This window comes from Parasphingorhabdus sp., from assembly GCF_039977335.1.
GTDB lineage: Bacteria > Pseudomonadota > Alphaproteobacteria > Sphingomonadales > Sphingomonadaceae > Parasphingorhabdus.
Genome location: NZ_JBDWDI010000004.1, coordinates 1497972 through 1517208 on the forward strand (window position 1 = coordinate 1497972; position 19237 = coordinate 1517208).

The window sequence follows — 19237 nt, forward strand, 5'->3', positions numbered from 1 at the left end:
ATTGCGGCATCATGACCCAAGATCCTGCTTTCCCCCGCACCCGTTTGCGCCGCACCCGTGTCTCTACCTGGAGCCGCGCGATGGTTCGCGAAAATATATTGACGCCCGCTGATCTGATCTGGCCCCTGTTCATTTCGGATGGGGACAAGGTTGAAGAACCAATTGCTTCGCTGCCCGGCGTTTCGTGCTGGTCTGTGGACCTAATTGTTGAGCGCGCCAAAGAAGCCCGTGATCTCGGCATTCCTTGTGTTGCGCTATTTCCCAACACGCCGACCGATAAACGCAGCGATGATGGCTCAGAAGCGCTCAACATCGACAATCTCATGTGCCGGGCGACCAAGGCGATCAAAGACGCCCTGGGGGATGATATCGGCGTGCTCACCGATGTCGCGCTCGACCCCTACACAACCCACGGGCAGGACGGCCTGATCAACGCCGATGGTTATGTCGAGAATGATCGCACGCTCGACATGCTAACCAAACAGGCATTGAACCAGGCCAATGCGGGCGCGGATATTATTGCACCGTCGGACATGATGGATGGCCGAATAGGTGCTATCCGCGACACGCTGGAACTGGCACATCATCATAATGTTCAAATCATGTCTTATGCTGCCAAATATGCCAGCGCCTTTTACGGTCCGTTCCGTGATGCGGTGGGTTCCAGCGGCACCCTGAAAGGTGACAAGAAAAGCTATCAGATGGATGCCGCCAATAGCGATGAAGCGATGCGCGAAATCGCTCTCGACATTGCGGAGGGTGCTGACAGCGTGATGGTCAAACCGGGCCTTGCCTATCTCGACATTATTTATCGCGCCAAGAGCGAATTCAACGTGCCGGTCTTTGCGTATCAAGTGTCGGGCGAATATGCTTTGGTAGCCGCTGGTGCCGCCGCCGGCATTGGTGACCGCGATGCGCTAATGATGGAAAAACTGATCGCCTTCAAACGCGCGGGCTGTTCCGGCATCCTGACCTATTTCGCCGCCGATGCGGCCCGGCTCCTCAATGGCTGATATTATTATCGAGACCGATCGGCTGCGGCTGCGCAATTGGCGGGACGACGATATCGAACCGTTCATGCAATATCTCAACACACCCAAAGTCACCCGGTGGCTTGGCGGTGTCCAAACCCGTGAAAAATTCCTCGAGGCGGTTGAGAGGATCAGGGGATATGACCGTGAATTTGGGCACACATTCTGGATTGTTGAACGAAAATCAGACAATGCTCTGCTCGGATTTTGTGGCTTGAAGCGCGTCAATGCACCGCAGCCGAAATTAACCGGTGCGTTCGAGATCGGCTGGCGGCTGCGCGAAGACGTCTGGGGACAAGGCTATGCCAAGGAAGCGGCCACCGCTACAATGGATGCCGCCTTTACCCGGCACAAAGCGCCCTTTGTCGTTGCTCTTACCGTACCGGGAAATGAGCCGTCCTGGGGCCTGATGAAACGGTTGGGCATGAGCCATCGGCCAGAACTCGATTTTCACGATCCCAACTATGGCGAAGAGCTGAACCCGACCGTTGTTTATCGAATCGAGGCTAAAGACTGGAAATCTGATACATGACGGAGCTGCTGATAATGCCGTTTAATGGCTCCTCGAAAATCCTTGGCACAAATACAGTAAGCGTGATTCATGGCTGACTTCCAACTTGAAACTGACCGGTTAGTCATGCGCAAATGGCGGGAAGATGATCTTGGCATTTTCCATGCGATAAACAGCGACCCTAAAGTGAGAAAAACACTGGGGCCAATTATGACGAGACAACAAGTGGCAGATCTCATCACATGGCAACAAGATTATCAGCAACAGCACGGTCATTGTTTCTGGGCGCTGGAAACAAAAGCACAAAACGAACTGATCGGATGGTGCGGCATTATTAGAGGCGGTGAAGGAACACCCGTTTGTGATAAACTGGAAATCGGTTGGCGATTGGCCTTTGCACAATGGGGCAAAGGCTATGTGACCGAGGCCGCGCAAAAATGCTGTGAATGGGCAGCTGCGACATTCCCGGATGAACGGGTTTGGGCCATAACCAGCGAGCATAATCATCGCAGCAGAGCCGTAATGGAACGGCTAAATATGAAGCATTTTCCAGAACTTGATTTCGATCATCCGAAAGTTGATCCTAAAAGCGATCTGGTTCGTCATGTCACCTATTGTAAGGAACCATCTAAATGACCGCCCCACTTATCCTGCCGTTTAATGGCAAAACGCCGAAAATTCACGAATCGGCCTTTATTGCCCCCGGCTGCAAGATTATTGGCGATGTAGAAATCGGGCCAGAGGCAAGTATCTGGTATAATTGCGTGATCCGCGCAGATGTCAATTTCATCAAAATAGGCGCGCGGAGCAATATCCAGGATGGCACAACCATTCACTGTGACAGCGCCACTCCGGCTACGCCCAATGGACATCCGACGATAATTGGTGAGGACGCACTGGTTGGTCATATGGTCATGTTGCACGGAGCAACGCTGGAAGACCGGGCTTTTGTTGGCCTCAGTACCACGGTCATGGATGGCTGTGTCATCGAAGGGGACGCGATGCTCGCCGCCGGCGCTACATTGACGCCCAACAAACGAATTCCGACCGGTCAGCTTTGGGCTGGGTCACCAGCCAAATATATGCGCGACCTAACCGAACCCGCCATTGCCGGAATGCGTATGGGTGTTGCCCACTATGTAGAAAATGCCAAGGCCCACAAAGCGGCGGTAGAAGCCGCGCGGAAATAGTCGGCCGCTCAACGCATCTTAGATTTCAGCAGCTCAATCTCGCGTTGCTGAGAGGAAACCTGTGCCCCAATCTTTTCTCTGGATTTAGCGATTAGCGCCGCCGCGCCTTTATCTTCGCCGGTAAATTCCTGATCAAGCCGTTGCACGTAAAGCGCATCAATATCGGCCAGCGCGGATATCGACGGACTGCGATCCATCTCCAGTGATGAGAGTTGAACCTGAGCCACCACCCATGATTCGCTGGATGGGGCCGCCCCGCGTGCCGCCGATACACTCTGCTTCACTTTGGGCAAGTCAGCCAAAAAAGCTTGGTGCGCTGCATCGCTTTGCCGGATAGCCGCATCGACGGCGTTTTTGAGTGCGGCGGGCAACGTAGCCATCTGTGCTGGTGACGGTGCGACCGTGTTCGCTATGGCCGGGCCATCCTCATAGGGTCGTTTCGCTAGGGACGGGAAATCCCCCTCTTGCATAGCGCAGGCGGATAAAGACAGGCCGAGAACCGGAACCAAAAACAGGGATAATTTCATAAAAACATCTTTAGGCCGTGGTTATTGTTGCGGCAATGGCCTTTGCAATGGAATAAAAGGGTGCGATGACGTGACTGCAAAGGCTGGACCACAGGAAAGCAGAAGCTTGCCTAAAAATCGGCCAATACTGGTTGACACAGCCATGCCCATCTAGTAGCTGCGCACTCTTTCCAGCGTGAGCCGAGAGACTCGCGTTTCCTTGCTTGCGCGCTGGAACCACAAGATTGAAACGGAAAAATGCCATGTTCGCTATAGTGCGCACCGGCGGTAAACAGTATCGTGTTGCCGCAGGAGATATAATCGCAGTCGAGAAACTAGCTGGTGAAGCTGGTGATTCGGTAACCCTTGATGATGTTTTGCTGGCCGGTGACGGCGGCGAGATGAAAGACGTCAAAGGTCTGACCGTAGCTGCTGAAATTGTTGCGCAGGAAAAAGGCGAGAAGGTCATTATCTTCAAGAAACGCCGCCGGCATAACTATCGCCGCAAAAATGGCCATCGTCAGCAGCACACCGTGTTGAAGATCAGTGCCATTGGTGCTGAGAAAGCTGCGAAGAAAGCCGCTCCTAAAAAAGCCGCTGCCAAGCCAGCTGACGAGAAACCGGCTGCTGAGAAAAAAGCAGCACCTGCTAAGAAGGCGGCTCCAGCCAAGAAAGCTGCTGCCAAGCCAGCCGCTAAAAAGGCCGCTGCTAAAACAGAAGCAAAACCAGCTGCAGCCAAAAAAGCTCCGGCAAAGAAACCAGCCGCTAAAAAGCCGGCTGCGAAGAAGAAGGACTAAACCATGGCACATAAGAAAGCAGGCGGTTCGTCGCGTAACGGCCGTGATTCAGAAGGCCGCCGTTTAGGCGTCAAGAAATATGGCAGCGAAGCTGTTGTAGCTGGCAATATTATTATCCGCCAACGCGGAACCAAGACCCATCCGGGTCGCAATGTCGGTATGGGCAAAGACCACACCCTATTTGCGCTCATTGATGGCAAAGTGGAATTCCACAAGGGCAAGCTCGGCCGTAAATATGTGTCTGTCGATGCCATGGCGGAAGCCGCCGAATAACCGGATAACCGATAACGGGTTATCCTTTGAGGGATGACCCGGATGGTTCGAAAGAACTTCCAAATTCAAGGGAGAGGGTCACCCCCTCTCCCTTTTTTTGTCTCTCCCTGTCGAAATTGTCACTGCGTTGTCATCGCTCCCTTGTAGGGGACGGTCAAACCAACACAGGGGCGGTTAAATTTGACTTGGCTGAAAAGGCCAAAAACGGAGAGTCCCAATGTTTGCAAGAACGCCAAGATTATTGTTGAGACCGGGTTGGCCCGAAGATGCAGGTGCTTTGCATCAAGCGATCAACGATGAAGCCATTGTTCGCAATCTCGCCAGAGCCCCATGGCCCTATACCCGGCATGATGCAGAAGAGTTTCTTTCGCTTCCCCATGACCCCAAAAGCCCGCGCTGGCTGATTTTCCGGCGAACGGCTGGTGCCCCCTGCCTGGTTGGTACTTGCGGTGTTGATGCGATGCCCGATGGTAGTGTCGAACTGGGCTATTGGATCGGACGGGACCATTGGGGCTTGGGCTATGCAACCGAAGCGGGCCGGGCAGCACTGGAGACAGCAAAGGCTCTGGGTCACCGTGAAATTGTCGCAAGCCACTTTATCGACAATCCCGCCTCTGGAAATGTACTGACGAAATTAGGGTTTCGCCGGACTGGGCGCACAGGACCGAGGTTCAGCAAAGGGCGCAATCAATCAGTCGCAGCCGTTGAATTTGAGCTGTCTTTGGAAAGCGATATGGAAAGCGATGTCATGCGACCGCTAGCGGCGTAAAAGCTTCAAGCTACCTTGGGTAGGCGCTTCTTCTTGCGGTGCTCACCCAAGGTCGCCACCGTTTCTTTTTTCGCCGGTTGATCCATGATCGCCGCTTCATATTCACTTTCGGCAAGCTGGATGAGGTCACGATCATCTTTGTTCCAGGGATGGAAACCAGGGAGGAAAAACTGGAACCATGGCAAAAGGGTTCGCCGAAATGGTGCGGGACTGATCAAGGCAAAATGGAGAAAGCCAAACCATGCGCGCGGGCCGGTAATACCGTCCTGCCGCAACAGATCAAAAATACCTTTGGTGCGGTTCTTCGCGAAACCCAATGAAATGCGGATCATGAACAATGACTTGGTCGCCCATCGCTTCATCCGGCTCCAGTCTTTGGTTGCGTGCAACCAGGTATCATAAGCGACGCCCTTATGCTCCACCTCTTCCGAGGCATGCCAAAGCCACATTTTACGTTGCTCTTCATCGGCATCCTGAAAATGCTTTGGATTGGCAATAAACTCCGCTGCCATGATCGCGGTCAGATGTTCCAGACAGGTAGTCGCGACCAATTGCCTGACAAGCGGCATGCTAGCGATATTATCGATGACATCGGTTAGCGTCTGTTCCAGACGCGAGATATCAAAGTCAGAATCTTCGATATGTTTGTTAAAAAACAAATGTTCCCGGCTGTGGACCGCCTCTTGCTGCACAAAGCCGCGAATTTCCCGTGCGAGTTTTTCCGGTGCCTCGTCGCGATATTGCTTGAGAACCTTCATGAAGAAAGTTTCACCCTTGGGAAAGGTAATCGATAATGCGTTGAAAAAGGCCGTGGCATAGGGATCACCGCCGACCCAGTGCCGACGTTCCATCGCCGCGTTGGCAAAGTGCCGGTTTCGCGATTGAATATTAAGATCAGCCGGGGTTGCGCTGCCTGCAATTGCAGGCGCAGCGTCTGCCACGTCAGTATCTGGTGAAATGCCGCCCATTTCTATCTATGGCCTCCTAAAAAATCCAATAGCTGTGCGACCAGTCTTTTGGTTAAGCAATTTATAGATTGGGAGGGTTAACAAAATACCTACAGAGGTGAACAAATTCACGGTTAATCTACTGTTTACAAGGAGATTCAAATATAGATTGCAGTAAAACGACGTTAACGCGAACGCGCTCTACAGTCTCATCGACGCTGATAGCGAAAATACCAAACCTCATGCCCCTGTCGTCGGGCTTTGGCTTCATAACGTGTTTCGGGCCAACCGCCGGGGCGGATCATCCAGTTTTTGGGCCCATCGCAAAGCCAATTAAATTCCTCGCGCTGGTTCATGATCATCATCGCCCATTCCAGATAAACGGGATGATCGGTACCAAAGCGGAACTCCCCACCGGGCTTTAACTTGGCGGCGATCATGTCGACCGGGCCATGGTTCATAAAACGCCGCTTGGCATGGCGCGCTTTGGGCCAAGGATCGGGATGTAGCAGATAGACAAAGCTCAAGCTGCCATCCGGTATCCGTTCCAGTACATCCAGCGCATTGCCCATATGCAGCCGGATATTTGGCAATATACCTTCCTGGATATGCTGCAACGCGCCTACCATCCCGTTGAGATAAGGCTCACAGCCGATAAACCCGTGATCGGGCAGCATATCGGCTCGAGCTGCCATATGCTCGCCTGCGCCAAAGCCAATTTCGAAATGCAGCGGCCGATTGTCACCGAACAGGACGGGCGAGGACACGGCTCCTTCGGGCGGCACACTAATCTGCGGCAACAGCTTTTCGACCAGTTCGACTTGCTGATCCCTGAGCGCATGACCCTGCCGCCGGCCGTAAAGCTGCCGGATAGTGGTTGGATCCTGATTGTTTTTGCTCGTCATCCGGGGGCGACTAGCACCAGCTGCCTGAATTAAACAGCCGCTTTTAACGCGTCTACCAGATCGGTTCTTTCCCAAGTGAAAAGATCACCGTCGGCTTTACGGCCAAAATGCCCGTAAGCCGCGGTCGAGCTGTAGATCGGCTTGTTAAGACCCAGATGTGTACGAATGCCTTTTGGCGTCAAGCGAACCAGTTTCGGAAGGATTTCCTCAAGCTTTTCTTCGCTTACTGTCCCGGTGCCATGCAGATCGACATTGATAGACAGCGGTTCGGCGACGCCAATTGCATAAGACAGCTGGATGGCGCAGCGTTTGGCAAGGCCAGCTGCAACAATATTTTTCGCCAGATAACGGGTAATATAGGCCGCTGAGCGATCGACTTTGGTGGGATCTTTACCCGAAAACGCACCGCCGCCGTGCGGGCTGGCACCGCCATAGGTATCCACGATGATCTTCCGGCCTGTCAGACCAGCGTCACCGTCGGGTCCGCCAATCTCAAAACGCCCGGTCGGGTTGACGTGAATAGCGGTATTGCCTGTGATAAAGCCATCGGGCAGCACCGAATGGAAAACGCCCATCACATATGCGCGCAATTCTTCGTAAAGGGCAGGATTGTCACTATCCTTATAATAGCCCGGAGCGTGCTGTGTGGACACGACCAACGCGGTCGCCTCGACAGGCACTTCATTAACATAGCGCAGGGTTACCTGGCTCTTGCTGTCCGGTTCCAGGAACGGTGCCTTGCCGCTGTGGCGATCTGCCGCCATTTGCTTCAATATCTGATGCGAATATTGCAGGGTCGCTGGCATGAGGTCCGGTGTTTCGTCGCTGGCATAGCCAAACATAATGCCTTGGTCGCCAGCACCTTCATCCTTGTTGCCGCTCTCGTCCACGCCTTGCGCGATATGAGCGGATTGCGGGTGAAGGTGGTTTTCAAAGGTCAGGTTCTGCCAGTGGAAGCCTTCTTGCTCATAGCCAATTTTCTTGACCGTCTCGCGAACGACCGTCTGGATTTCTTCCTGTGCGCCAGGAGCCCAATTGCCATCGGTATCGATCATGCCCTTGCCGCGCACTTCGCCCGCCAGTATGACCCGATCCGTGGTCGTCAGAGTTTCGCAAGCAACCCGCGCTTCCGGGTCTTTGGATAGGAACAAATCGACAATGGCGTCGGAAATCTGGTCTGAAACCTTATCAGGGTGGCCTTCGGATACGGATTCGGAAGTGAAGATAAATTCTGAGCGCATGACTTTTCCTACTATTTGGTCGCTTGGGGGAGCGTTATTTGGATATAAAGAAAGGTTTATATGCGCCTCTTAGCGAGCGCGAAGCCGGATGGCAATGGCACAGATCAGCAAAATGAGCGCAAAGGCCAGCGAGAGGATATTGCCAAACCGAGAGAATAATGTTGGCTTTTCCGGCAGCGGCAAGGTTGCGTCAATCCGGCCAGCCTGTCCCATTGCTATGCTATCAACAATCTTGCCCGTGCTCGTAATGACAGCGGAGATCCCTGTCGGCGTCGAGCGAATGACCGGCAGACCTTCCTCTATTGCGCGCAGTTGCGCTTGTGCGAGATGTTGCGGCGGTCCCCATGCGCCAAACCAGGCATCATTGGATGGGTTAAAGATAAAGTCCGGACGATTTTCTCTATCCACCACTTGGCCAGAGAAGATAATCTCGTAGCAGACCTGCAAACCTGCTTTGCCAAATGTGCCTATGTCCAGCGATTGCGGCCCCGGGCCGGGCCAGAAATCAAAATCACCGGGTGCCAGGCGCGACAAGCCAATGGCGGAGAGCAGCGGCCGCATCGGCAGATATTCGCCATAAGGTACCAAATGGCTTTTATCATAGCGCCCGAGCAGTTCGCGGTCCGCATCCATCGCAAAGACACTGTTGCGCGCACCAATGGCCCGCCTTGCATCCGGAGCGCCAGCCTCATCAAATTCGAGTTTCAGCGCACCAAGTACCAGCACATCTCCGGGCTTCATCAGACTGGCGAGCTGTGTGCGCACCAATTGTGGTGAGCGTCCGTAATAATAACGCTGCGGATAGCCGGCTTCGAGATAATCGGGGATCGCGGCTTCCGGCCAGAATAATATACGTGGCTCGTCGTCTTTGCGCACAGTCAGCCCAGCAAGTTTGGAGAGATTACGTTCTTCAAATCCCGCCTGCCATTTATCCTGCTGGCCAATATTCGGCTGGACCACCGTGATCTTGGGCTGCTGGTCTAATGCAGGCTGATCATTTTCATCACCGATAATATCATTGAAGCTGCCGATGAGACCGAGCGAAGTTGCAGCAAGAGCAAGGATGATAAGATCAAATGCTCTGCGTATGATGATCCGTCCTTGCCAGTTAAGCAATCCCGTGATGAAGGCGCCAACCAACCCAGCGAGGCCAATCACGATACCGGATAATCCATAGGTTCCGATTGACCGGGCACTGAAGGCATAGGGCCCTTCGACCATGATCACGCCCAAGGGATTCCAGATAAATCCGCTGAAGACCCAGCTGCGCAGCCATTCGGTGATGATCCAGAAACCGGCAAAGGCGAGCACGAACACAATGGGCCGCCCTTTGCCCAACCACCATGCCCCCAGTGCCGTTAAAGCAGGGTAGACGGCGAGATAAAGTGATAGCAAAACCACCGCAACATAGCCCAGCCATTCGGGCATCGCGGCCTGAAAAGTAAAGGCCTTCGCGATCCAGTTGAGCCCGACAACAAAATGGCCAAGACCAAATAGCCAGCCTGACAGGAACGCTGCTTTCCGGCTTTCGAGGCTATCGACAATCGCAATCCATAAGGCCAGCGCGAGCAGGCTGAGTTGCCACAAGCCCAATGGCGCAAATCCGGTCGCCGATAGCGCCCCTGCAATCAGAGACAGCCAGAATGGAAATTTGCGAAACAAGTCGATCAGAATATGCACCGGCGGCTTGTGCCGTTTTCGAAGAGCAGGTTCAAACATTAATTACTAGCCGCCATTCACTTGTTCATTTTAATTACATGATATCTGAACCAGATTATACAGGTTCGACACTGAATCGACCTAAAAAAGCGGTTCAATTTACCTTTTTCGGACATTAGTTTGGGCCAGAAAATTATGATCCGTGATCGGCTGCCCTTGGCAAATATCATTTTGTCGGGCCTGTAGGAAACCCTTATTCCGCAATTGTTGTTTGCTGCAAAGGCTGATGCGCCGCTATAGGATTATTATGGAAAAATTCTTGCTGATATTGCTGGCAATTGCACAACCTGCTCCAGCCCAAAACGAACCGGCAGCGACCGCGTTGACCGATGTTCACAAAAGAGACCTGTCCTGCGTCGCGGCCTTTGCGATTGTGGCTTCAGAACAGGAGCGCGGAATTGAAAGCGCGCTGGACTATCCATTGCTCACCGAGCGTGGCCGGGTCTACGCTGGTCAAACTGGCGAGCGGGTTATGGTTGAGACAGGACAAACGCGTGAGCAAGTGCGTGACGCAATCTTGGCAGCGGTCGCCGATCAACAGGCCAAAGTCAAAAATGTTGCCGAGCCGGAACAGGTCGTTGCCGCCGAAATGGAAAAATGCCTACCCCTGCTTGATGTCGAAGTTGCCCCCAAACCCAAACCATCGCTCAATCAGTGTGCTGCGATGTTACAGCTTGCCTATGAAACCGTTTATGCGCGGGAAAAATTGTCGAAAAAGGCGCAAGACCTGAAAACGCTCGCCTTTGTCCTCGACAGCCGTGCGCGCGAAAAAATGCGCGGCGAAGGCAAGAGCGGTTCTGAAAGCGATATCATTCTCACACAGCTGCGCGAGGAAATCCGCGCATCGGAACTAGACCCTAGCAAGCAATCAGCATTGGACATCGATCATTGCTTCGCGCTGGCCGCACCGGAGAAGAAAGGGCAGAATTTTGAACATTGAACGGCGCCCTTTCCATCTTGCATTTCCGGTCGATAACCTGTCAGCGGCACGGCATTTTTATGGCGATGTGCTGGGTTGCGCAGAGGGTCGGAGCAGCGACTGCTGGATTGATTTCAATCTCTATGGTCATCAGATCGTGACCCATTTGAATCCCGATGCGAAGGCGCGCACGATGACCAATCCGGTGGATGGTGAAAATGTCCCAGTACCCCATTTTGGTGTGGTTCTGACCCTTGTCCAATGGGACGCGCTGGCAGAGCGTCTAAAACAGCATGGGACCGAATTTGTTATCGCACCCACGGTGCGCTTTCGCGGCGAGGTCGGGGAGCAAGCAACGATGTTCTTTCTCGACCCCAGCGGCAATGCGCTCGAGTTCAAAGCCTTTGCCGATGACGATCAGCTATTCGCGGCGGACTAGCTCCGACTGATTGCCCGAGAGGACCATTTTGCGAACAATTTTGTGGCGGCGCATTTTCTCGACAAAGGTTGTCCGGCGCAGGCTGACGAGATGCGCGGCTTCCGCGACTACACCTTCCGCCATTCTGAGCGCCGACAATAGATATTTGCGCTCCTCTTCCATCAAATGTTTTTTCAAATCAAAGCCGTCCCCCAAAGTACCGCGATCATATCCGCGATCATCGCTGGTCGTCCTGAACGGCCTCGCCTCCGCCCCGCCGGCATAGCTTGATGGCAACGCAAAGCGGTGATGCGTTGGCGCGTTGGACGCACGGCGACGAAACAGCGAGGATAGTTGGCTGGCCGTTATCATCACACCGGGGAATAGCACCACCGCCCGCTCGACAATGTTGCGCAACTCTCTTGCATTTCCGGGCCAGCCATAGTTTTCGAGCTCATCCATCGCTTCGGTTGAAAAACAGATCTCCTCCCCGCCAATTTGCTTGATGAAATGGCGGATCAGCGGCGCGATATCGTTGCGGCGATCCTTGAGCGCCGGGATATCGATCGGGAATACCGAGAGGCGATAGAAAAGATCTTCACGAAAGCGCTTGTCGGCAATGGCTTCATCGAGATTTTGATGGGTGGCCGAAATGATCCGCGTATCAATGGCGATGGATTCGGTGCCGCCAATCCGCTCAATCTGCTTCTCCTCCAGCACCCGCAGCAGCTTGACCTGCATGTCAAAAGGCATGTCGCCAATTTCATCGAGAAACAGGGTGCCCTTGCTGGCATCCTCAAACTGCCCCTTGCGCTGGGCGATAGCACCGGTGAAGCTGCCTTTCTCGTGACCAAATAGCTCTGATTCCAACAGATCGCGAGGGATGGCCCCGCAATTCACGCCGACAAATTTTTCCGCCGAGCGGGCCGAACATCGGTGCAGCGCTTTTGCCACCACTTCCTTGCCGCAACCCGAAGGCCCGGTGATCATCACCGGTATGGTTGTCGCCGCGGCATAGCGGATCAAACTGCGCACCTCTTCAATCGCAGCGCTGTCGCCGATCAGATGAAGGGCAGGATCATCGGGGTGTAATGTTCGCGCACTGCCGATGGCGTCGGGACGGTGTTCCATAGCATTTCCCTGTCGTTTCAAACTGGGCTTCTCTCACGAGAGCTATGGGACTCTTATATGTAAACGATGGTAAAATACCGTATAACTTGGTCCATTTTATATAGCAAAATGGTTAGATTTTCGTTTGCTTAAGCGCCGTGCTCGGCTTTCCAGCGATCCAGCGCATGCTGCAAATGTATCTCGGCCAGATCACGCGCGCTGCTACGCGGCAGGTCCAGCGAACCGGCGAGCCGCTCCCCGATCAACGCATCGCCCAATGCCATCAGCACCAATGTCAGCGTGTCCTCATGCATTTCGCGATCTTCATGCCCATCCTCGCCCAGTTCATCGACCAAGGCGTGGATCGAATCAATAATCGGATCCAGCGCGTCTTCATTACCGGTCAGCAACATCCACGAGGACAAAGCTCCCGCGCCTTGTTTGTCAAAGGCATCAAAGGTCAGATCAACAATATCGCGGACCGTACCTTCACCAGTCCGGGATTTCAGAACCGCCTCGGCAATCGATCCACAAACCCGGTCCGTTAGATATTGCGCCAGTGACTTTTGCAGTCCTGATGCAGAACCAAAATGATGGAGAAGATTAGCATGGGTCCGACCAATCCGAGAAGCGACCGCTTTCAGCGTCACCGCTTGCGGCCCGGCTTCGATCAACAAATCCAGCGCGGCGGCTAATGCCATACCGCGGCTTTCTTCAGGAGAGAGGCGTCGTTTAGCTATTGACATCTATGTAAGTAACCCTAATATCTACTCTGCAAGTTAAACAATTTTTTGTGTAAAAGCGAACGCTTATGAATATGCCCCTTATGGACAAGCAGGGCGGCCTGCAAGCCCGACCGGAAACAATTGATACGCCGACCCCGAAAGATCACCAGATCACGCCGCGCGATCGCCGCTTTGGCCGTGATGCAGGACATCAGCCTGGCCGCTGGTGGTTAAACAATGATCCGGTTGCGACGGCCTTTTATAACGCGCTATCGCTTACTTTTCCGCGCGGCGAGGCCTTTTTCATCGAAAGCGTAAAATCCTTTCGCGATGTCACCCCCGAAAAACTGCAAAAAGAAATCCGCGCCTTTGTGAAGCAGGAAATCATTCACACCCGCGAACATGTTGCACTGAACCGCCGGGTTGAAGAATCCGGTTATGATACCGCCCGCATAGAAAAACGAATTACCGAGTCGCTCGAATTGACCAAGGGCCGGCCCGCCATCGCCAATCTGGCCGCGACGATGATTCTGGAACATTTTACGGCGATCATGGCGCAGCAATTTATCGCCAATCCGAAACATTTTGAAAAAGCGGACAAGGAAACCGCCGACTTGTGGCGCTGGCACGCGCTCGAAGAAATTGAGCATAAAGGCGTCGCCTATGACACCTGGCTCTATGCCACTAAGGACTGGTCACGTTGGCAGCGCTGGAAAGTTAAAGCGCTGATGATGCTTATCATCACGCGGAATTTCTGGACCAACCGCTATAATGACACGCTCGACCTGCTGGCACAGGATGGCTTTACCGGCCTTCGCACCAAGATGAGCGTGCTGCGCTTTCTGCTGGCAAAACCCGGTGTCGCGCGAAAAATTATCGTGCCTTGGATCAAATTCTTCCTGCCCGGCTTTCATCCGTGGAACGAAGATGACCGGCACCTGATCGATCTTGCGGAAAGCGAATTTGAAGCCGCCCTGCCCGACGGCGCGCAGGCTGCGTAGGGCTGAGTTCGTTCAAAGCTGAATGATGCTCCAACTCCCAATCTATTCCTCAGCTTTCAAGCTCTCACCACCAAATTTCAAAGACACCGCCTGCCCGACCTGATCGCAGCGCGCGGCGATATCCTGTTCGGCAGTGAATATGCAGACTGTGCGGACATGACCGGTGGAACTGAAGCGCATGATTTGGCGCAGGGAGATTGCCCGTCCGTCTTCATCCTTGCCCTTGCCCGCAATCAGGACATCGCCATCCTCTTCCACATCGGTGCTTTCCACCTGCACATCCTTGACGGGCAGGCCTTTCAGCGCATTAAGCGCCAACTGCATCCGCTGGTCTTCGCTCAGCGCGCCGACCGCCGGATTAGTACCGAGGCTGGATGCAATGATGACCAGCGGCTGGGATGCATCCTTGACGATGTCCTTGGGCCCGTCGGTCAGGAGCAGGCCACTACCCACCAAGGTCCGCACCGCGCGAAAATCGGCGCGCTCCGTCACGGTGAAAGGCAGCCGCGATATCTCTTCTTCCAGCGATCCTCGCGGCTGGAACCGGACGGAGTTCAACGCCGCCCGCACTTGCTCATCCGAATAGGCTTCGCTAGTGCCTGGAATCTGCACGGTGATCATCGCAGTGATATCTGCACCGCGCGCAATCATCACCCATTTGCGATAGGATATGCCCTGCTGTTCTTGCACGCCCGTCACCAATAGCGCTTCGACATCGCCGGGCAGTGTCAGCTTTTGCACAGCCCCGTTCACCGTCATACGGGCGGACAGGGTTTCGGCATTAAATTGCGGCGCGATTTCGGCATAGGCTTCGCGCGGAAATTCGGCGACCAGTATCGATGCGCCTTCTGCGCTATCGCGAAAACCGGCAAAGCTGTCAGCGACAGTCATCGCTCCGGGAGGCTCCAGACCTACGGCACCATTGCCAGGAAACACGACTGTGCCTGCCGATGCGGGGACGGATAAAAACAGGCCCAGAAATAGGTACAATCCCGCCGCGATCAGTTTTGAATAGTTACGCATTTGCTTGTCGTTTTCCTCTTTCCCCGAGTGATGCACCTCTATCAGGTAGCCACACCATGAGCGCAAGACCCATTTGATGGGATAATCGCTGTAGTCCGGCCATTGTTGCAAAAGACCGAATGGCCGGAGCCTGCCCTTATCGCTGCGCGGTGGTTTCTATTTCCTCGTCATCGCCAGCGTCCCTGCCCATGCCCACGCCCCGCCAGGCACCGATAGCGGGGAGCAGCAGGAATATCAGGCTTTCGAGCGCCCAAAATAGCTTCATCCAGACGGGGTCAACCTCCACACCCAACTGATAGCCAAGCAGCGCCACATAGCCTGAACTGTTCACTGTATCCAAAACCCCGTCAAAAATTTTGTCGTAAAAAACAATCGGCAGAAATATCGCCGAAAGAAAATCGGTTTCCATCCAGAGCCAGCCGAACCACATCATCACAAAACAGAGCAACCCGCCCGGGATAGCGACCATCAGGCGCACTCCGCGCGACGCACCCGTCATGGCAAAAATGCCAAATATAATGACCGCAGCGATGAACAGAAAAATGAGATCAATAAGAGCAACCCGAAAAAAGGCCGCTGCTGCACCGATGATTAGAGCGAAGACCGCTCTCTTTATCGAAATGGATCTGCCCGACCCCATGCGGGATGCAACGTCCGGTCCGGTGCTTATCCGGTCCTCCATCATAATATTCCGGGTCATTCTTCCGGCGGGGCCTTGCGGAACTGCAAGGTTCGCAGCGCGGCCTGCATCAACGCGTCGGAATAAACTTTACTGTCCGCCGGAGCCCGCGCGAACAGGATCGCGAGTAGGTCGGCATCCTGCGCCGCCATCGTCCAGTGGCGTTGGACTTTGCCCCCTTTATTGACAGTGTAGACCAACAGATAGGCTTCAATGCCTTCGGCGAGCTTCCAATATTGGACGGGACCTTCCAATGTCTTGTCCGGCGGCACCTTGTCGATTTTACCAAATTCCGAAAAGGGCTGTTCGTGCGCACCTGTATTTGGCTCCGCAAAAAGGCTTATGACGGCGTCTTCCGCCTCATCCTCAAACATGGATAGACCGACATGCGCTTTCATGGCACCGGGCGGCTTCAGCCCGATAAGGCTATTTGCCGGGAAAACCGTGTCATTTGCAAGCGCGGGTAGAGACAGAAAAAGACACAGGCCTGCTGCAATAAACGGGTATAGGGGGCGCATATCATCTTGCTTTCTGTTCGATTTGCCCATCGGTCCGTATTGGTCCGTCAGGCACAAACAAGACTACGCCCCGATGCGCAATTCGTCTGACAGAAAGGTAGTTAAAGACTCTAAGCGTTGCCGTCACCTGGGCTGGCCGAAACTGTTAACTGTTACCGTCTTTAACACGTGACTTAGAAATAGAACCGGCTTAGCTTTAAATCATTATGTAGAATATTTTTGTTCAATTGAACGCGGGGCAAATAATGGGGCGTTATATATTAGATGTCAGTGTGTTTTTCATACTGATGTTCAACGGGCTATTTTCGTCGTTACAGGCACAGACGCCGCTGGAAGACTTTGCCGCGCTGCCAATGCTGAACAGTCCAAAACTGTCCCCATCAGGCGACAGATACGCAGCCTTGATAGCGACTGGCGGCAAACAGATTTTCATGATTTCGCCGATATTGGCATCGGGACCCAAGCGCGTAGTTTTGAATATTGGTGACATAGACATGACTGACTGGCGCTGGGTGAATGATGACTGGTTGATCGCTCGCGTTGCTGATGTCAAAAATGTGCAAGGCGATGATTGGCTTGTTACCCGCACCGTTGCGATCAAGGCAGATGGCAGTTCCACAGAGCTGCTGGTCAACCGTAAGGCTGCCCAAAATGCTTCGGATGTCCTTTGGGTCGCCAAAGACGGATCACCGGAAATTCTACTGGCTTATCAGACATCAATCTATTCAAACTATCCCGGTTTTTGGGCGCAGGTTGATCATATCAATCTGGAAACAGGCAAGAAGAAAACGGTCGTTAAACCCAAAAATGGCGTCCAGAATTGGTATGCTGATCAGATGGGTAATGTCAGGTTGGGCATTGGCCGCAGCGATAAAAATCTGACATCGAAACTCTATTATCGGGAGAGAAACGGCAGATTGTTCAAGATTGTTGATCGTGCCAAACGAAAAAAAGGAGAGGGATTGACCGTCCCTACTCTATTCCTGCCCGATCCAACCAAGGCGCTGGTTTTTGACGACAAAGACGGCACCGATGCCCTCTATCATTATGACCTCGAGAGCTTGACCATCGGCGACAAAATACATGCTGTGGACGGTTATGATATCGACCATATTCACACCAATGCCGACGGCAACGCCCTGATCGGCTATGGCTATACGGACACGCGTTACAAAGTCGAATGGCTGGACCCCACACTTAAAGAACTGCAACAGGCGCTGGACAAATCCGTGCCTGGCCAATCTGCCACGATCATTTCCCGAAATCGGGCCCATACCCGCTTCATCGTGTTTGTCGGCAGCGCGTCACGCCCCGGCAGATATTATATTTTTGATCCTGAATGGGGCACGATGCAGAAGCTGGGCGAGATTAATGATAAACTCGGAAACAAAAGCTATGCGCCGGTTAAGACGGTCCGCTACGAAGCACGCGACGGCTTGTCGATCCAGGCCGTCCTTACCGTCCCCAAAGGGCGGGCAGCGGAAAAGCTGCCGCTTATCATGATGCCGCATGGCGGGCCCTTTGCTCGCGATTCCGAAAGCTGGGACTGGTGGGCACAATTTTTGGCCGATCGCGGCTATGCGGTTTTGCAGCCCAATTATCGCGGTTCGTCTGGCTATGGTGTGGCCTTTGCCCAAAAGGGGGAAGGTCAATGGGGACTGGCCATGCAAGATGATCTGGACGACGGCGTGAAATGGGCGGTGGAACAGGGCATTGCCGATCCCGATCGCGTCTGCATAATCGGCGGATCTTATGGCGGCTATGCCGCGATGCGCGCGGCACATCGCAATCCCGATATCTACAAATGTGCGGTCTCTTTTGCCGGCGTATCCGATCTGCAAGCAATGATCCGCTATGACCGGCGCTATCTAAACAGCAAATGGAGCCGGACCTGGGTTAAGGAACAGGCGCCAGACTTAAGGTCGGTATCACCCATCCACTATGCCGAAGAAGTGCAGGTGCCGGTGCTGCTCATCCATGGAAAAAAAGACCGCAGGGTCAAGGTCAGCCAGAGCAAGCGTTTTGCCAAAGCGTTGAAAAAGGCCGGCAAAAATGTCCGCTATATTGAGCAGAAAGAGGGCGATCACCACTTCTCACTAGAAGCGGACCGCGTGCAGTTTCTTCAGGAAATGGAGGCATTTCTCGCACAGCATATTCCGGCTGGATGATGCCGAAACAGCAGTGCGTTAGTGCGCCGCCTTGCTCATATCGACCTTTTCCACCCATTCGGGGAAGAAGCTCGGCTCGCGCGTGGACCATCCGGGTGCCGTGGCAGCCGCTTCACTGATCGATTGTAGCAAGCCCTTGCGGGTCTTTGGATGAAGATGCGGCAAGGATGCGGCAGCACAGAAGCTGCCGGGCAACCATGGCCGAGCATCGGGGCCAAGCAGCCGCTCGTATAGGAAACGATAGGCCGAGAAACTACTGATGCGCCCCTGCCCCAAATCATAAGCAGATAGCGAAATCAAAGCCGGCATGAAGCCTTCAATGCCGTCAATCGCACAATCCTGAGGAATGGCTTTGCGAATATCGGCAAGCCGTTTGTAGAGTTTCATCTGCACCTTGATACCGGCTTCCTCAACCGCATCACGCGACCAAGTTTCGATGGCATCAGAGCGATCCAATCCGACATCAAGCGACCGGCGGATATAGCGTTGGGTCGCCGAGCCAAAGCTGGCAAATTCCTTCATTTCCGACAGCGTCATTGCGCCTGGTACCGGTTGCATCGCTTTGGTCATCGTAACTCCTACTCTGGAACAGTGTCTGTCCCCACAAGAAACACTTGACCAAAACATGGTTAGGATTTGATTAAGCACGATCCAAACAGACCGATATTTATTCCCAAGGCGTTCAAATATTTTGAAAATTAGGTGGATGCGACCGAAAGTTTCGACCAACCGCAAGCATGTTTCGACCGGTCACGATTCCGATAGAGACAATTGATACCATTTCATT

Annotated in this window: 22 protein-coding genes; 11 read left to right on the forward strand and 11 right to left on the reverse strand. The window is 53.6% G+C overall.

Features of this window, described 5'->3' with window-relative positions; translation table 11 throughout:
* Positions 1 to 11 precede the first annotated feature (11 nt).
* The 4 genes from hemB (at position 12) to ABJM21_RS14550 (ending at position 2732) form a co-directional block, all read left to right on the forward strand.
* A complete protein-coding gene (gene hemB, locus ABJM21_RS14535) occupies positions 12 to 1013 on the forward strand; it encodes a porphobilinogen synthase (RefSeq protein ID WP_348300718.1) in 1002 nt (333 codons plus the stop codon).
* Complete coding sequence (locus ABJM21_RS14540) at positions 1006 to 1563, forward strand: GNAT family N-acetyltransferase (RefSeq protein ID WP_348300719.1); 558 nt, start codon at positions 1006 to 1008, stop codon at positions 1561 to 1563. The genes hemB and ABJM21_RS14540 overlap by 8 nt, the downstream gene beginning before the upstream one ends.
* Before the next feature lie 69 nt (positions 1564 to 1632).
* A complete protein-coding gene (locus ABJM21_RS14545) occupies positions 1633 to 2178 on the forward strand; it encodes a GNAT family N-acetyltransferase (protein ID WP_348300720.1) in 546 nt (181 codons plus the stop codon).
* Positions 2175 to 2732, forward strand: a complete 558-nt coding sequence (locus tag ABJM21_RS14550) for a gamma carbonic anhydrase family protein (protein WP_348300721.1) — start codon at positions 2175 to 2177, stop codon at positions 2730 to 2732. The genes ABJM21_RS14545 and ABJM21_RS14550 overlap by 4 nt, the downstream gene beginning before the upstream one ends.
* A gap of 8 nt (positions 2733 to 2740) precedes the next feature.
* Here ABJM21_RS14550 and ABJM21_RS14555 read toward each other — a convergent pair whose 3' ends face one another.
* On the reverse strand, positions 2741 to 3259 hold the full coding sequence (locus ABJM21_RS14555; protein WP_348300722.1) for a hypothetical protein: 519 nt from the start codon (positions 3257 to 3259) through the stop codon (positions 2741 to 2743).
* A gap of 242 nt (positions 3260 to 3501) precedes the next feature.
* Between ABJM21_RS14555 and rplU the strand changes: the two genes are divergently transcribed.
* The 3 genes from rplU to ABJM21_RS14570 all read left to right on the forward strand — a co-directional run bounded on the left by rplU (position 3502) and on the right by ABJM21_RS14570 (position 5077).
* The gene (gene rplU, locus ABJM21_RS14560) at positions 3502 to 4035 is read left to right on the forward strand and encodes a 50S ribosomal protein L21 (RefSeq protein WP_348300723.1); all 534 of its coding nucleotides are present in this window, start codon (positions 3502 to 3504) and stop codon (positions 4033 to 4035) included.
* A 3-nt stretch (positions 4036 to 4038) separates the two neighbouring features.
* On the forward strand, positions 4039 to 4308 hold the full coding sequence (rpmA, locus tag ABJM21_RS14565) for a 50S ribosomal protein L27 (protein ID WP_108811240.1): 270 nt from the start codon (positions 4039 to 4041) through the stop codon (positions 4306 to 4308).
* Between the two features lie 217 nt (positions 4309 to 4525).
* Positions 4526 to 5077: a GNAT family N-acetyltransferase gene (locus tag ABJM21_RS14570; protein WP_348300724.1), complete on the forward strand. Its 552-nt coding sequence runs from the start codon at positions 4526 to 4528 to the stop codon at positions 5075 to 5077.
* 5 nt (positions 5078 to 5082) lie between these two features.
* Here the strand turns inward: ABJM21_RS14570 and ABJM21_RS14575 are convergent, their stop codons facing one another.
* From ABJM21_RS14575 to lnt, 4 genes are all read right to left on the reverse strand, one after another.
* Positions 5083 to 6045, reverse strand: a complete 963-nt coding sequence (locus ABJM21_RS14575) for a metal-dependent hydrolase (RefSeq protein ID WP_348300725.1) — start codon at positions 6043 to 6045, stop codon at positions 5083 to 5085.
* A 188-nt stretch (positions 6046 to 6233) separates the two neighbouring features.
* A complete protein-coding gene (locus ABJM21_RS14580; RefSeq protein WP_348300726.1) occupies positions 6234 to 6929 on the reverse strand; it encodes a tRNA (guanine(46)-N(7))-methyltransferase TrmB in 696 nt (231 codons plus the stop codon).
* A 29-nt stretch (positions 6930 to 6958) separates the two neighbouring features.
* Positions 6959 to 8170 (reverse strand): methionine adenosyltransferase, encoded by a 1212-nt coding sequence (metK, locus tag ABJM21_RS14585; protein WP_348300727.1) that lies wholly within the window; start codon positions 8168 to 8170, stop codon positions 6959 to 6961.
* 69 nt (positions 8171 to 8239) lie between these two features.
* The gene (lnt, locus tag ABJM21_RS14590) at positions 8240 to 9889 is read right to left on the reverse strand and encodes an apolipoprotein N-acyltransferase (protein ID WP_348300728.1); all 1650 of its coding nucleotides are present in this window, start codon (positions 9887 to 9889) and stop codon (positions 8240 to 8242) included.
* 247 nt (positions 9890 to 10136) lie between these two features.
* Between lnt and ABJM21_RS14595 the strand changes: the two genes are divergently transcribed.
* Both ABJM21_RS14595 and ABJM21_RS14600 read left to right on the forward strand, forming a co-directional pair.
* Positions 10137 to 10829 (forward strand): hypothetical protein, encoded by a 693-nt coding sequence (locus ABJM21_RS14595; protein WP_348300729.1) that lies wholly within the window; start codon positions 10137 to 10139, stop codon positions 10827 to 10829.
* On the forward strand, positions 10825 to 11247 hold the full coding sequence (locus ABJM21_RS14600) for a VOC family protein (RefSeq protein ID WP_348300909.1): 423 nt from the start codon (positions 10825 to 10827) through the stop codon (positions 11245 to 11247). The genes ABJM21_RS14595 and ABJM21_RS14600 overlap by 5 nt, the downstream gene beginning before the upstream one ends.
* On the opposite strand, the gene ABJM21_RS14605 is transcribed toward ABJM21_RS14600, so the two are convergent.
* Together ABJM21_RS14605 and ABJM21_RS14610 are read right to left on the reverse strand one after the other, a co-directional pair.
* Entirely contained in the window at positions 11230 to 12357 is a 1128-nt protein-coding gene (locus tag ABJM21_RS14605; protein ID WP_348300730.1) for a sigma-54 dependent transcriptional regulator, read from the reverse strand. The genes ABJM21_RS14600 and ABJM21_RS14605 overlap by 18 nt on opposite strands.
* A 128-nt stretch (positions 12358 to 12485) precedes the next feature.
* Complete coding sequence (locus ABJM21_RS14610; protein WP_348300731.1) at positions 12486 to 13082, reverse strand: TetR family transcriptional regulator; 597 nt, start codon at positions 13080 to 13082, stop codon at positions 12486 to 12488.
* Positions 13083 to 13153: 71 nt separating this feature from the next.
* Here ABJM21_RS14610 and ABJM21_RS14615 point away from each other — a divergent pair, with 71 nt between their 5' ends.
* Entirely contained in the window at positions 13154 to 14062 is a 909-nt protein-coding gene (locus ABJM21_RS14615) for a metal-dependent hydrolase (protein ID WP_348300910.1), read from the forward strand.
* A gap of 42 nt (positions 14063 to 14104) precedes the next feature.
* Here ABJM21_RS14615 and ABJM21_RS14620 read toward each other — a convergent pair whose 3' ends face one another.
* From ABJM21_RS14620 to ABJM21_RS14630, 3 genes are all read right to left on the reverse strand, one after another.
* Positions 14105 to 15085, reverse strand: coding sequence for a hypothetical protein (locus ABJM21_RS14620; RefSeq protein WP_348300732.1), 981 nt, complete (start codon positions 15083 to 15085; stop codon positions 14105 to 14107).
* A 136-nt stretch (positions 15086 to 15221) separates the two neighbouring features.
* Positions 15222 to 15785, reverse strand: a complete 564-nt coding sequence (locus ABJM21_RS14625) for a hypothetical protein (RefSeq protein WP_348300733.1) — start codon at positions 15783 to 15785, stop codon at positions 15222 to 15224.
* Positions 15782 to 16282 carry a hypothetical protein gene (locus ABJM21_RS14630; RefSeq protein WP_348300734.1) on the reverse strand — a complete coding sequence of 167 codons (501 nt, stop codon included), beginning with the start codon at positions 16280 to 16282 and terminating at the stop codon, positions 15782 to 15784. The genes ABJM21_RS14625 and ABJM21_RS14630 overlap by 4 nt, the downstream gene beginning before the upstream one ends.
* 245 nt (positions 16283 to 16527) lie before the next feature.
* Here ABJM21_RS14630 and ABJM21_RS14635 point away from each other — a divergent pair, with 245 nt between their 5' ends.
* On the forward strand, positions 16528 to 18450 hold the full coding sequence (locus tag ABJM21_RS14635; protein ID WP_348300735.1) for a S9 family peptidase: 1923 nt from the start codon (positions 16528 to 16530) through the stop codon (positions 18448 to 18450).
* Positions 18451 to 18468: 18 nt separating this feature from the next.
* On the opposite strand, the gene ABJM21_RS14640 is transcribed toward ABJM21_RS14635, so the two are convergent.
* Positions 18469 to 19020: a hypothetical protein gene (locus ABJM21_RS14640; RefSeq protein ID WP_348300736.1), complete on the reverse strand. Its 552-nt coding sequence runs from the start codon at positions 19018 to 19020 to the stop codon at positions 18469 to 18471.
* Positions 19021 to 19237 lie beyond the last annotated feature (217 nt).

Coding starts and splice junctions, on each gene's coding strand:
- hemB (WP_348300718.1), top strand. CDS start 12: ATGACCCAAGATCCTGCTTTCCCCCGCACCCGTTTGCGCCGCACCCGT.
- ABJM21_RS14540 (WP_348300719.1), top strand. CDS start 1,006: ATGGCTGATATTATTATCGAGACCGATCGGCTGCGGCTGCGCAATTGG.
- ABJM21_RS14545 (WP_348300720.1), top strand. CDS start 1,633: ATGGCTGACTTCCAACTTGAAACTGACCGGTTAGTCATGCGCAAATGG.
- ABJM21_RS14550 (WP_348300721.1), top strand. CDS start 2,175: ATGACCGCCCCACTTATCCTGCCGTTTAATGGCAAAACGCCGAAAATT.
- ABJM21_RS14555 (WP_348300722.1), bottom strand. CDS start 3,259: ATGAAATTATCCCTGTTTTTGGTTCCGGTTCTCGGCCTGTCTTTATCC.
- rplU (WP_348300723.1), top strand. CDS start 3,502: ATGTTCGCTATAGTGCGCACCGGCGGTAAACAGTATCGTGTTGCCGCA.
- rpmA (WP_108811240.1), top strand. CDS start 4,039: ATGGCACATAAGAAAGCAGGCGGTTCGTCGCGTAACGGCCGTGATTCA.
- ABJM21_RS14570 (WP_348300724.1), top strand. CDS start 4,526: ATGTTTGCAAGAACGCCAAGATTATTGTTGAGACCGGGTTGGCCCGAA.
- ABJM21_RS14575 (WP_348300725.1), bottom strand. CDS start 6,045: ATGGGCGGCATTTCACCAGATACTGACGTGGCAGACGCTGCGCCTGCA.
- ABJM21_RS14580 (WP_348300726.1), bottom strand. CDS start 6,929: ATGACGAGCAAAAACAATCAGGATCCAACCACTATCCGGCAGCTTTAC.
- metK (WP_348300727.1), bottom strand. CDS start 8,170: ATGCGCTCAGAATTTATCTTCACTTCCGAATCCGTATCCGAAGGCCAC.
- lnt (WP_348300728.1), bottom strand. CDS start 9,889: ATGTTTGAACCTGCTCTTCGAAAACGGCACAAGCCGCCGGTGCATATT.
- ABJM21_RS14595 (WP_348300729.1), top strand. CDS start 10,137: ATGGAAAAATTCTTGCTGATATTGCTGGCAATTGCACAACCTGCTCCA.
- ABJM21_RS14605 (WP_348300730.1), bottom strand. CDS start 12,357: ATGGAACACCGTCCCGACGCCATCGGCAGTGCGCGAACATTACACCCC.
- ABJM21_RS14610 (WP_348300731.1), bottom strand. CDS start 13,082: ATGTCAATAGCTAAACGACGCCTCTCTCCTGAAGAAAGCCGCGGTATG.
- ABJM21_RS14615 (WP_348300910.1), top strand. CDS start 13,154: ATGCCCCTTATGGACAAGCAGGGCGGCCTGCAAGCCCGACCGGAAACA.
- ABJM21_RS14620 (WP_348300732.1), bottom strand. CDS start 15,085: ATGCGTAACTATTCAAAACTGATCGCGGCGGGATTGTACCTATTTCTG.
- ABJM21_RS14625 (WP_348300733.1), bottom strand. CDS start 15,785: ATGACCCGGAATATTATGATGGAGGACCGGATAAGCACCGGACCGGAC.
- ABJM21_RS14630 (WP_348300734.1), bottom strand. CDS start 16,282: ATGCGCCCCCTATACCCGTTTATTGCAGCAGGCCTGTGTCTTTTTCTG.
- ABJM21_RS14635 (WP_348300735.1), top strand. CDS start 16,528: ATGGGGCGTTATATATTAGATGTCAGTGTGTTTTTCATACTGATGTTC.
- ABJM21_RS14640 (WP_348300736.1), bottom strand. CDS start 19,020: ATGACCAAAGCGATGCAACCGGTACCAGGCGCAATGACGCTGTCGGAA.